Origin of the sequence: Enterobacter sp. RHBSTW-00975, from assembly GCF_013615235.1 — a bacterium.
In the GTDB taxonomy this organism is placed as follows: domain Bacteria; phylum Pseudomonadota; class Gammaproteobacteria; order Enterobacterales; family Enterobacteriaceae; genus Enterobacter; species Enterobacter ludwigii.
In genome coordinates this window covers 230189-243308 of sequence record NZ_CP055883.1, presented here as the reverse complement: position 1 = coordinate 243308, position 13120 = coordinate 230189, and the positions used below count along the sequence as shown (strand labels likewise).

Sequence of the window (13120 nt, the reverse complement as noted above, 5' to 3'; positions counted from 1 at the left end):
ATGTTACGTATTGCCGATAAAGTCTTTGATTCACATCTGTTTACCGGAACCGGGAAATTCGCATCACCCCAGCTGATGGTCGATGCCATCCGTGAAAGCGGCAGCCAGCTGGTCACGCTGGCGTTAAAGCGCGTAGATCTGCGCCATCACAGTGATGCCATTCTGGCACCTTTACTGGAAACTGGCGTCACGCTACTGCCAAATACTTCCGGCGCGAAAACGGCCGAAGAGGCCATTTTCGCCGCCCAACTGGCGCGTGAAGCGCTCGGCACACGCTGGCTGAAGCTGGAAATTCACCCGGATGCTCGCTGGCTGTTGCCCGACCCGATCGAGACGCTGAAAGCGGCAGAAAAGCTGGTACAACAAGGGTTCATCGTTCTGCCTTACTGCGGTGCCGATCCGGTACTCTGCAAACGTCTGGAAGATGTTGGCTGCGCCGCCATTATGCCGCTGGGCGCGCCTATTGGCTCTAACCAGGGGCTGGAAACCCGTGCAATGCTGGAGATCATCATTGAGCAGGCCACCGTGCCGGTGGTGGTGGATGCGGGTATTGGCGTACCAAGCCATGCCGCGCAGGCGCTGGAGATGGGGGCAGACGCGGTGCTGGTTAACACGGCCATCGCGGTTGCCGACGATCCGGTCATGATGGCGCGCGCGTTTCGCATGGCGGTGGAGGCTGGCCTGCTGGCACGGCAATCAGGCCCTGGCTCGCGCAGTTTTCAGGCGCAGGCCACCAGCCCGCTGACCGGTTTTCTGGAGGCAATCTCATGACCACCTTTACCGACCGCTGGCGGCAGCTTAACTGGGACGACATTGCCCTGCGCATCAACAGCAAAACGCCGGTCGACGTCGAGCGCGCACTGAATGCGCGCCATCTGACCCGCGACGATTTAATGGCCCTGCTCTCCCCTGCGGCCAGCGCTTATCTGGAGCCGATGGCCCAGCGCGCCCAGCGTCTCACCCGACAGCGCTTTGGCAACACGGTGAGCTTTTACGTCCCGCTCTATCTCTCAAACCTGTGCGCCAATGACTGTACCTACTGCGGCTTCTCCATGAGCAACCGCATTAAGCGTAAGACGCTTGATGCGGAGGAGATCGCGCGCGAGTGTGCGGCCATCCGGGAAATGGGCTTCGAGCATCTCCTGCTGGTCACCGGTGAGCACCAGGGCAAAGTCGGAATGGACTATTTCCGCCAGCACCTTCCTGCCATTCGTCGTCAGTTCGCCTCGTTGCAGATGGAAGTGCAGCCCCTGTCGCAGGATGAGTATGCGGAGCTCAAAACGCTCGGACTGGATGGAGTGATGGTCTATCAGGAAACGTACCACGAAGCGACCTACGCCCGGCATCACCTGAAGGGCAAGAAACAGGACTTCTTCTTCCGCCTTGAAACACCGGACAGGCTCGGTCGTGCCGGGATCGACAAAATTGGTCTTGGTGCGCTGATTGGGCTTTCCGATAGCTGGCGCGTGGATTGTTACATGGTGGCGGAACATCTGTTGTGGCTCCAGCAGCACTACTGGCAGAGCCGCTACTCCATCTCCTTCCCCCGGCTGCGCCCGTGTGCTGGCGGGATTGAACCGGCCTCACTCATGGACGAGCGCCAGCTGGTACAAACGATCTGCGCGTTTCGCCTGCTTGCCCCGGAGGTTGAATTATCGCTCTCAACACGTGAATCACCGGCGTTCCGCGACCGCGTGATCCCGCTTGCGATAAACAACGTGAGCGCATTTTCCAAAACTCAGCCGGGCGGTTACGCCGATGATCACCCTGAACTGGAGCAGTTTGCCCCACATGATGGACGACGTCCGGAAGCGGTCGCCGCGGCCCTGAGCGCGCAGGGACTGCAGCCGGTCTGGAAAGACTGGGACAGCTGGCTGGGAAGAGCCTCGCAATTACGCTGAAACATACTGCAACTCCGCAGAAATAAAACGAGGCGGCACGGAGAGTCACAACCGGATGATTGTCAGCTATCGTCCGGTTTTTTATTGTCATGTGGTCAGCAACGGACGCTGACCAGGGCGAAAAGCTTCTTCCTCGTTTCGCCCTGCCTCTGACTTATCGTGCATACTGAATTTCTGCTTTTATGAGTAATTTCTTAGCCATTCTTAAGATAAATCATCTCGTCTGAAATCGTGTTCCGTATAATTAACAGCTAACCGCAGGACTGCGACTATGCTGAGAGGATATCGGCAGACGAAAAGCATTCACCCTCAGGAATGATGTACAACTCATGGCACTTCACAGCAAAAAACTCTCTTTTACCCGGCCAATAATGGCCAGCTTCGCGGGGATACTGTGCAGTTTTGCACTGATCGCTGTCGTGGTTACGCTTTCGCAACGAAAGGATTTTCTTGAGGATTATCATAAAATTAATGGTAATTTCACGCATAATCTGGCGGTTAACTATACCGAATCAATGTTGCGTGAAAACGACTATATTCTTGGTCGTTCTGCGATGTACTTTTCCCGCAACGAAATACTGAATGAGACGCTGAACGTCAACCCGACGCAAGGGTTGCAGATGTTGATGCATTTGCAAAACCTGATGCCGACCGTGTCATCCATCTCGCTGGCCGACACGGAAGGGCATTATTTGCACGTTCCAGAAGCGCCTCCCACGGAAAAGAGTAAAAACGTCGATCCGCGGACGCGCCCGTGGTTTGTCGCCCACGCGGAAGCCAGTATTTTCAGCCATTATACCCACCCTTATATGGACTACTTTACCGGGCATCCAACGGTCACGCTTTATAAGCCATTGATTTCAACAGAAGGCAGACTCAAGGGAACCCTCGCCTTTCATCTTGATTTGGCGTCGATGGGGTATACCCTTCGACAGATGGTGGCCCCTGTACAAGGGGAATTCTTCGTCGTCGAGCGCGACGGAACCGTGGTGCTTCATCCTGACACGGGCGCGCTGTTCAAAAAATACGTGAGCGAAGCGCTGATGGACAAAATGACCAGCGGCGAGGGGCATTTATACGACCGGAAAAGTAAAACCTGGTATTACTACTACTCCTTCACTAACCCGGATTGGTTTGTCATCTACCGGGTCTCTGGCGCGACCCTGACGGATATTACCCGCCACGAAACCACTATCGTTGGCTGGGGATTTGCACTGGCGGCGATTATTATCATTCTCTTCGGTTTGTACCTTCGCCATGCCTCGCGTACCGTGCTGATGCATATTATCAACGCCATCAAAACTGGCGACGTCAGCCAGGCTCCGCGTCTGGAAGCGATGCTGAGTCATACCATCCAGTCGAATAAAGAGCGTGAAATGGCATATGTCCGCCAGGCAACCCACGATGCGCTAACAGGCTGCAAAAACCGCCGCGCGTTCGATACCGATGTGGAAGAGTTAATGGCGGCTCAACAGCCTTTCGCACTGGCGCTGGTGGACATCGATAACTTCAAATCAATCAACGATACCTGGGGCCACCTTAGCGGCGATATTGTCCTGCGTAACGTGGCGCGTGAAGGGATCCAGATCATGCAACCGCACCACATCTCGGTGTACCGGTACGGTGGAGAAGAGTTTGCGGTGGTCTTCCAGGCTGCGCAAATTGCTGATGCAATCTCGTTGCTGGAAGCGTGGCGTACCACCATTGAAAAACGCGTCTGGCGCGAAGAAAACCTGCAGGTCACGTTCAGTGCAGGCCTGGGGGAATGGCATTTCGAACCGCTGGAGCAATTTGTCGGGAGCGTGGATAACGCACTTTACAGCGCAAAACAGCAGGGTAAAAACCGCATCCTTCGGACCTCCATCCGTTAATTTCTCCCCTCCCACGCTGTCCGTTTCGACGGGCAGCGTGCACTTTCATGCAAAATTGTAACCGGTTTCAGAAAATCACCCATTTCTTTGTGATGCCTGACACACAATCGCGGTAAAGCGGTTGTTGAAGCGGTCTGCACGGGATAATTATCAATAAACACATGTAGATCGAGGCTGATTATGAAGAACATCGTTTTATGCTGTGCAGCGGGAATGTCAACCAGCATGCTGGTTCAACGTATGAAAGACGCCGCGCAGAAAAAAGGGGTTGAAGTCACCATTAAAGCCGTTCCGGTTGCGGAGTTTAAAGATAATATCGCGACGGCTGACATCGTATTGCTGGGGCCACAGGTTAAATACGAGCAGGCTAAACTTCAGGCGCAGGCCGATCCGCTGGGTAAAAAGGTCGCGGTGATCGACATGATGGATTACGGCATGATGAAAGGTGATGTCGTCCTGGAAAAAGCGCTTAAATTACTGGAGTGACCCGTGGAAGATTTAGAAACAACGATCATGGAACTGCTGGTCAACGCGGGAGCAGCGCGCAGTGCTGCCCTTACGGCGTTGCAGATGGCCCGTAAAGGTGACTTTGACGAAGCCGAAAAGGCGATGGAAGAGTCGCGTGAATACGTGAAACATGCCCACACCATCCAGACGCAGCTGATTGGTCTTGATGAAGGGACCGGAAAGCTGCCGGTTAACCTGATCACCGTCCACTCTCAGGATCACCTGATGAACGCGATGGTCATTCAGGACCTGGCGGGCGATATGATTGAGCTGTATCGTCGGCTACCGCTGATAAACTGAAAAATATGCAGACATAAAAAAACCCGCCGAAGCGGGTTTTTTTATTTGCTGAATCAACGATTACTCGTTGTCAGAACCACCCAGACCTGCGTTCAGCAGCTCTGCCAGGCTCGCGGATGCATCTTCAGCAGTTACCTGCGGTGCAGCTGGCAGTTCGCCTGCAGCACGACGACGCATACGATCCTGATGGTACGCATAACCGGTACCCGCCGGGATCAGACGACCCACGATAACGTTCTCTTTCAGACCGCGCAGTTCATCACGCTTACCTGCTACAGCGGCTTCGGTCAGGACACGCGTGGTCTCCTGGAACGATGCTGCAGAGATGAAGGACTCGGTTGCCAGAGACGCTTTGGTGATACCCAGCAGATCGCGCGAGAAGGTCGCAGCGATTTTGCCGTTCGCTTCCAGATCGCGGTTAGCGATCTTGACACGTGAGTATTCAACCTGCTCGCCTTCCAGGAACTCAGAGCTGCCCGCGCTATCGATGGTTGCTTTACGCAGCATCTGACGAACGATAACTTCAATGTGTTTATCGTTAATCTTAACGCCCTGCAGACGGTATACGTCCTGTACTTCGTTAACGATGTAACGAGTAACAGCATGCACACCACGCAGACGCAGGATGTCGTGCGGCGCTTCTGGACCGTCGGAAACCACGTCACCACGTTCTACACGTTCACCTTCGAACACGTTGAGCTGACGCCACTTAGGAATCATCTCTTCGTACGGCTCGCTGCCATCTACTGGGGTGATAACCAGACGGCGTTTACCTTTGGTCTCTTTACCGAAGGAGATGATACCGCTGATTTCAGCCAGGATTGCAGGCTCTTTCGGACGACGTGCTTCGAACAGATCCGCAACGCGTGGCAGACCACCGGTAATGTCCTTGGTACCGCCGGATTCCTGAGGAATACGCGCCAGGGTGTCACCAGAACTGATCTGTACGCCATCTTCCAGCTGTACAATCGCTTTACCCGGCAGGAAGTACTGCGCAGGCATATCGGTACCAGGGATCAGAACGTCGTTACCCTGAGCATCAACGATTTTCAGTGCAGGACGCAGATCTTTACCACCGGCAGTACGCTCAGCAGAGTCCAGAACGACCAGAGAAGACAGACCGGTCAGCTCGTCGGTCTGACGAGTAATGGTCTGGCCGTCGATCATGTCAGTGAAGCGGATGAAACCACTTACTTCGGTGATAACCGGCATGGTGTGTGGATCCCAGTTTGCAACGGTTTCACCGCCGGCAACCTGCTCGCCATCACCTTTCGCCATAACAGCACCGTAAGGCACTTTATAGCTCTCTTTGGTACGACCGAATTCGTCGATCAGCTTCAGCTCGGTGTTACGAGAGGTCACAACCAGCTTGCCTGCGGAGTTAACAACAGACTTCGCGTTGCTGAGCTTGATGCTACCTTTGTTTTTCACCTGGATGCTGGATTCAGCAGCCGCACGAGATGCCGCACCACCGATGTGGAACGTACGCATCGTCAGCTGTGTACCCGGTTCACCGATGGACTGTGCCGCGATAACACCGATTGCTTCACCTTTGTTGATGATGTGGCCACGCGCCAGGTCACGACCATAGCAGTGCGCACATACACCGAAATCGGTGTCACAAGATACAACGGAACGAACTTTCACAGAGTCAACAGAGTTCGCTTCCAGCAGGTCACACCACTGTTCGTGCAGCAGCGTGTTGCGTGGAACCAGAATGTCTGCGGTACCCGGCTTCAGAATGTCTTCCGCGGTTACACGACCCAGTACGCGATCGCGCAGCGGCTCTTTAACATCACCGCCCTCGATAACCGGGGTCATGGTGATACCTTCGAGGGTGCCACAATCGTCTTCGGTCACAACCAGGTCCTGCGCAACGTCAACCAGACGACGCGTCAGATAACCGGAGTTCGCTGTTTTCAGTGCGGTATCCGCCAGACCTTTACGCGCACCGTGAGTAGAGATGAAGTACTGGAGTACGTTCAGACCTTCACGGAAGTTCGCGGTGATTGGCGTTTCGATGATGGAGCCATCTGGCTTCGCCATCAGACCACGCATACCTGCCAGCTGACGAATCTGTGCTGCAGAACCACGCGCACCGGAGTCGGCCATCATGTAAATGCTGTTGAAGGAAACCTGCTGCTCTTCTACGCCGTCACGGTTAATCACGGTTTCGGTTTGCAGGTTATCCATCATCGCTTTGGATACACGATCGTTCGCCGCAGCCCAGATATCGATAACTTTGTTATAGCGTTCGCCCGCGGTAACCAGACCAGACTGGAACTGCTCCTGGATCTCAGCAACTTCGGCTTCCGCTTCAGAGATGATCTCGTGTTTCTTCTCTGGGATAACCATGTCATCGATACCAACAGATGCACCTGAACGCGCTGCATATGCAAAGCCGGTGTACATTGTCTGGTCAGCGAAGATAACCGTCGGCTTCAGACCCAGAATGCGGTAACAGGTGTTCAGCATTTTGGAGATCGCTTTCTTACCCAGCGCCTGGTTGACGATGGAGAAAGGCAGACCTTTCGGTACGATCATCCACAGAATGGCACGGCCAACGGTCGTGTCTTTCAGGCTGGTTTTCGCAACGAATTCGCCGTTAGCATCTTTTTCATATTCAGTGATACGCACTTTGACACGCGCATGCAGAGAGGCCAGGCCAGCGCGATAGATACGCTCAGCTTCTTTAGGGCCAGTCAGCACCATGCCTTCGCCTTTGGCGTTAACACAGTCACGGGTCATGTAGTACAGACCCAATACAACGTCCTGAGAAGGAACGATGATTGGTTCACCGTTCGCTGGAGACAGGATGTTGTTAGTAGACATCATCAGCGCACGCGCTTCGAGCTGGGCTTCCAGCGTCAGCGGTACGTGAACAGCCATCTGGTCACCATCGAAGTCGGCGTTATATGCCGCACAAACCAGCGGGTGCAGCTGGATAGCTTTACCTTCGATCAGTACCGGTTCAAATGCCTGGATACCCAGACGGTGCAGTGTTGGTGCACGGTTCAGCAGTACCGGGTGTTCGCGGATAACTTCGTCCAGGATATCCCAAACGACAGCTTCTTCACGCTCAACCATTTTCTTAGCGGCTTTGATGGTGGTGGCCAGGCCACGCAGTTCCAGCTTGCCGTAGATGAACGGTTTGAACAGCTCCAGTGCCATTTTCTTCGGCAGACCGCACTGATGCAGACGCAGGTATGGACCTACGGTGATAACAGAACGACCGGAGTAGTCAACACGCTTACCGAGCAGGTTCTGACGGAAACGACCCTGTTTACCTTTGATCATATCGGCCAAAGATTTCAGAGGACGTTTGTTAGAACCGGTGATCGCACGACCGCGACGACCGTTATCCAGCAGGGCATCTACCGCTTCCTGCAGCATACGTTTTTCGTTACGTACGATGATGTCCGGCGCAGCCAGATCCAGCAGACGTTTCAGACGGTTGTTACGGTTGATAACGCGACGATACAGATCGTTCAGATCCGACGTTGCGAAACGACCACCATCCAGCGGAACCAGCGGACGCAGATCTGGCGGCAGAACCGGCAGAACGGTCAGGATCATCCACTCTGGTTTGTTACCAGACTGAACGAATGCTTCCAGCAGTTTGATACGCTTGGTCAGCTTTTTACGCTTGGTTTCGGAGTTGGTTTCGTTCAGCTCTTCACGCAGCTGCTCGCACTCTTGCTCCAGGTCCATGCTTTTCAGCAGGGCCTGAATAGCTTCCGCACCCATCTTCGCGTCGAATTCGTCACCGAACTCTTCCAGCGCGTCCAGATACTGTTCTTCGGTCAGAATCTGGTGGCGTTCCAGGTTCGTCATACCGCCTTCGATAACCACATAAGATTCGAAGTACAGAACACGTTCGATATCGCGCAGCGGCATATCCAGCAGCAGGCCGATACGGGACGGCAGAGATTTCAGGAACCAGATGTGCGCAGTTGGAGATGCCAGTTCGATGTGGCCCATGCGCTCACGGCGCACTTTGGTCTGGGTCACTTCAACGCCGCACTTCTCACAGATCACACCACGGTGTTTCAGGCGCTTGTACTTACCGCACAGGCACTCGTAGTCTTTTACTGGCCCGAAAATTCGTGCACAGAAAAGGCCGTCACGCTCAGGCTTGAACGTACGGTAGTTGATGGTTTCCGGCTTTTTAACTTCACCGAAAGACCATGAACGGATCATGTCTGGCGAAGCCAGAGCAATTTTGATCGCATCAAACTCTTCGGTTTTAGTCTGCGCTTTCAGAAACTTTAATAAATCTTTCACGGATTTGCTCCCGTCGGAGTTAGCACAATCTGGTGTCGGGGGTTAGCCCGACACCAGTGACCTGTTTGAGCGAGAATTACTCGTCTTCCAGTTCGATGTTGATACCCAGCGAACGAATCTCTTTCAACAGTACGTTGAAGGACTCTGGCATGCCTGGTTCCATCTGATGATTGCCGTCCACGATGTTTTTATACATCTTGGTACGACCGTTCACGTCATCAGACTTAACGGTGAGCATTTCCTGCAGGGTGTATGCTGCGCCGTATGCTTCCAGCGCCCACACTTCCATCTCCCCGAAGCGCTGACCACCGAACTGCGCCTTACCACCCAGCGGCTGCTGAGTAACCAGGCTGTAAGAACCGGTAGAACGAGCGTGCATCTTGTCGTCGACCAGGTGGTTCAGTTTCAGCATGTACATGTAACCTACGGTTACCGGACGCTCGAACTGTTCACCGGTACGGCCATCAAACAGCGTAATCTGACCAGACGTTGGCAGACCACCCAGTTGCAGCAGCTCTTTGATTTCAGCTTCTTTTGCACCGTCGAATACCGGCGTTGCAATCGGCATACCTTTGCGCAGGTTCTCTGCCAGACGCAGCACTTCTTCATCGCTGAAGGTGCTCAGGTCGACTTTCTGACGAACGTCGGTACCCAGATCGTAGGCACGCTGGATGAATTCGCGCAGTTTCGCGACTTCTTCCTGCTGTTTCAGCATGGCGTTGATCTTATCGCCGATACCTTTCGCAGCCATACCCAGGTGGGTTTCCAGAATCTGACCGATGTTCATACGAGACGGTACGCCCAGTGGGTTCAGTACGATATCTACCGGCGTACCGTTAGCATCGTGCGGCATATCTTCGATCGGGTTGATCTTAGAGATAACACCCTTGTTACCGTGACGACCTGCCATCTTATCACCAGGCTGGATCTGACGTTTAACAGCCAGATACACCTTAACAATCTTCAGCACGCCTGGTGCCAGATCGTCGCCCTGAGTGATTTTACGGCGTTTCGCTTCGAGTTTTTTCTCGAACTCGTGTTTCAGTTCGTCATACTGCTCAGCCAGCTGTTCCAGCTGATTTTGTTTCTCTTCGTCGGTCAGGCCCAGTTCCAGCCAGCGATCGCGTGGCAGTTTGTCGAGCTTCTCAGCTTCAACGCCACCGGCAACCAGCACCGCATAGATACGGCTGAACAGACCCGCTTCGAGGATCTGCAGTTCTTCAGACAGGTCTTTCTTAGCCTGCTTGAGCTGCATCTCTTCGATTTCCAGCGCACGCTTATCTTTCTCAACGCCGTCACGGGTGAAGACCTGAACATCGATAACCGTACCGGAAACACCGTTTGGTACGCGCAGAGAAGAGTCTTTAACGTCAGACGCTTTCTCACCGAAGATAGCACGCAGCAGTTTCTCTTCTGGCGTCAGCTGGGTTTCACCTTTCGGCGTTACCTTACCAACCAGAATGTCGCCGCCGGTCACTTCTGCACCGATGTAAACGATACCGGATTCATCCAGTTTGGAGAGCGCAGCTTCACCCACGTTAGGGATGTCAGCGGTGATCTCTTCTGGCCCCAGCTTGGTGTCACGGGACACACATGCCAGTTCCTGAATGTGGATGGTAGTGAAACGATCTTCCTGAACCACACGCTCGGAGACGAGGATGGAGTCTTCGAAGTTGTAACCGTTCCACGGCATGAACGCTACACGCATGTTCTGACCGAGCGCCAGTTCACCGAGGTCGGTGGACGGACCGTCTGCCAGCACGTCGCCGCGCTCAACGGGCTCACCCAGAGACACACAAGGCATCTGGTTGATACAGGTGTTCTGGTTAGAACGGGTGTATTTGGTCAGGTTATAAATGTCGATACCTGCTTCGCCCGGGTACATCTCGTCTTCGTTAACTTTGATAACGATACGGGAAGCATCCACGTACTGAACAGTACCGCCACGTTTAGCCACCGCAGTAACACCGGAGTCAACGGCAACAGCACGTTCCATACCGGTACCAACCAGCGGCTTATCAGCACGCAGAGTTGGAACGGCCTGACGTTGCATGTTCGCACCCATCAATGCACGGTTGGCGTCATCGTGTTCCAGGAACGGGATCAGGGACGCACCGACGGATACCACCTGCTGGGTGGATACGTCCATGTAGTCAACCTGGTCGCGGCTGAACAAGCTGGATTCGCCTTTGCTACGGCAGGTAACCAGATCTTCTACAAAGTGGCCTTCGTCATCCAGGTTGGAGTTCGCCTGAGCGATAACGTAGTTGCCTTCTTCGATAGCAGACAGGTAGTGAATTTCGTCAGTTACAACACCGTCGGTCACTTTACGGTACGGCGTCTCAAGGAAACCGTATTCGTTAGTCTGTGCGTACACGGACAGGGAGTTGATCAGACCGATGTTTGGACCTTCAGGCGTTTCGATTGGACATACGCGACCGTAGTGAGTCGGGTGTACGTCTCGAACTTCGAAGCCTGCACGTTCACGGGTCAGACCGCCTGGGCCGAGTGCAGAGATACGACGTTTGTGCGTGATCTCAGACAGCGGGTTGTTCTGGTCCATGAACTGAGACAGCTGGCTGGAACCGAAGAACTCTTTCACTGCTGCAGAAATCGGCTTGGCGTTGATCATATCCTGAGGCATCAGGGTATCCAGATCGCCCAGAGACAGACGCTCTTTCACCGCACGCTCAACACGTACCAGGCCAACGCGGAACTGGTTTTCCGCCATTTCGCCTACGGAACGGATACGACGGTTGCCGAGGTGGTCGATATCGTCCACTTCGCCTTTGCCGTTACGGATATCGATGAGCTTCTTCATCACTTCGATGATGTCGTCTTTGCTCAGGATACCGGAACCTTCGATCTCATCACGCAGCAGAGAACGGTTGAACTTCATACGACCAACCGCGGACAGATCGTAGCGGTCTTCGGAGAAGAACAGGTTCTCGAACAGGCTTTCAGCCGCTTCGCGAGTTGGTGGTTCACCAGGGCGCATCATGCGGTAGATTTCTACCAGCGCGCTCAGACGATCGGTCGTTGGATCGACGCGGATAGTCTCAGAGATATAAGGACCGTGGTCCAGATCGTTGGTGAACAGCGTTTCTATGCGTTTGTGGCCAGACTGGCTCAGCTTAGCCAGCAGATCCAGGCTCAGCTCCATGTTCGCCGGGCAGATCAGCTCGCCAGTTGATTCATCAACGTAATCTTTCGCGGCTACTTTTCCAGCAATGTATTCAACCGGAACTTCGATGAGTTTGATATCATCTTTTTCCAGCTGACGGATGTGGCGCGCGGTAATACGGCGGCCTTTTTCCACATACACTTTGCCGTCGGCTTCGATGTCGAACGACGCGGTCTCACCACGCAGACGCTCTGGCACCAGCTCCATCTGCAACTTGTTGTCGCGGATTTCAAAGATTACTTTCTCAAAGAACAGGTCCAGGATCTGTTCAGTGGTGTATTGCAGCGCACGCAAAATGATGGTCGCAGGCAGTTTACGACGACGGTCGATACGGACAAACAGGTTGTCTTTAGGATCGAACTCGAAGTCCAGCCAGGAACCACGGTAAGGAATGATACGCGCGTTATACAGTACTTTACCGGATGAGTGTGTTTTACCTTTATCGCTGTCGAAGAAGACACCCGGGCTACGATGCAGCTGGGAAACGATAACACGCTCAGTACCGTTGATGACGAAAGTACCGTTGTCTGTCATGAGTGGAATTTCACCCATGTAGACTTCTTGTTCTTTAATGTCTTTTACGGTGCCTTCTGGCGCTTCGCGCTCATAGATCACCAGACGCAGTTTTACGCGCAGCGGTGCGGAATAGGTCACGCCACGGATCTGACATTCCTGAACGTCAAACACCGGTTCGCCAAGGCGGTAGCTGACGTACTGCAGCTCGGAGTTACCGCTGTAGCTCTGAATCGGGAACACGGAACGGAAGGCTGCTTCCAGGCCGTACTGCCCTTCAGGATCTTGCTCGATAAACTTCTGGAACGAGTCAAGCTGGATAGAAAGGAGATATGGAATGTCCAGAACTTGTGGACGTTTACCAAAATCCTTACGAATACGTTTTTTCTCGGTATAGGAGTAAACCATAGGGTTCCTCAGCTCGCTGACAAGTCGACCCATCTGTCCGACGAAGGGACAGTTTGTGCAACACCATTTTGTGGACCGGAAAATTGAATACTTTCCGCAATACCTGTTGCTATCACGCTTAAATCATTTCGTCGCGATTTACACAGAGCGCG

The 13120-nt window shown here is 53.6% G+C and carries 7 protein-coding genes; 5 read left to right on the top strand and 2 right to left on the bottom strand.

Going from position 1 to position 13120, the window contains the following annotated elements:
* The 5 genes from thiG (at window position 1) to HV340_RS01150 (ending at window position 4579) form a co-directional block, all read left to right on the top strand.
* Window positions 1–771 carry a thiazole synthase gene (thiG, locus tag HV340_RS01170; RefSeq protein WP_059306459.1) on the top strand — a complete coding sequence of 257 codons (771 nt, stop codon included), beginning with the start codon at window positions 1–3 and terminating at the stop codon, window positions 769–771.
* Window positions 768–1901, top strand: coding sequence for a 2-iminoacetate synthase ThiH (gene thiH / locus HV340_RS01165; RefSeq protein WP_059306460.1), 1134 nt, complete (start codon window positions 768–770; stop codon window positions 1899–1901). The genes thiG and thiH overlap by 4 nt, the downstream gene beginning before the upstream one ends.
* A gap of 329 nt (window positions 1902–2230) precedes the next feature.
* Window positions 2231–3772, top strand: a complete 1542-nt coding sequence (locus tag HV340_RS01160; RefSeq protein ID WP_044866216.1) for a sensor domain-containing diguanylate cyclase — start codon at window positions 2231–2233, stop codon at window positions 3770–3772.
* 180 nt (window positions 3773–3952) lie between these two features.
* Window positions 3953–4258 (top strand): PTS sugar transporter subunit IIB, encoded by a 306-nt coding sequence (locus HV340_RS01155; protein ID WP_014068453.1) that lies wholly within the window; start codon window positions 3953–3955, stop codon window positions 4256–4258.
* Window positions 4259–4261: 3 nt separating this feature from the next.
* The gene (locus HV340_RS01150) at window positions 4262–4579 is read left to right on the top strand and encodes a PTS lactose/cellobiose transporter subunit IIA (protein WP_014168157.1); all 318 of its coding nucleotides are present in this window, start codon (window positions 4262–4264) and stop codon (window positions 4577–4579) included.
* Window positions 4580–4639: 60 nt separating this feature from the next.
* Here HV340_RS01150 and rpoC read toward each other — a convergent pair whose 3' ends face one another.
* On the bottom strand, window positions 4640–8863 hold the full coding sequence (gene rpoC / locus HV340_RS01145; RefSeq protein WP_014168156.1) for a DNA-directed RNA polymerase subunit beta': 4224 nt from the start codon (window positions 8861–8863) through the stop codon (window positions 4640–4642).
* Window positions 8864–8939: 76 nt separating this feature from the next.
* The gene (rpoB, locus tag HV340_RS01140) at window positions 8940–12968 is read right to left on the bottom strand and encodes a DNA-directed RNA polymerase subunit beta (protein WP_020882980.1); all 4029 of its coding nucleotides are present in this window, start codon (window positions 12966–12968) and stop codon (window positions 8940–8942) included.
* Between the last annotated feature and the right edge of the window lie 152 nt (window positions 12969–13120).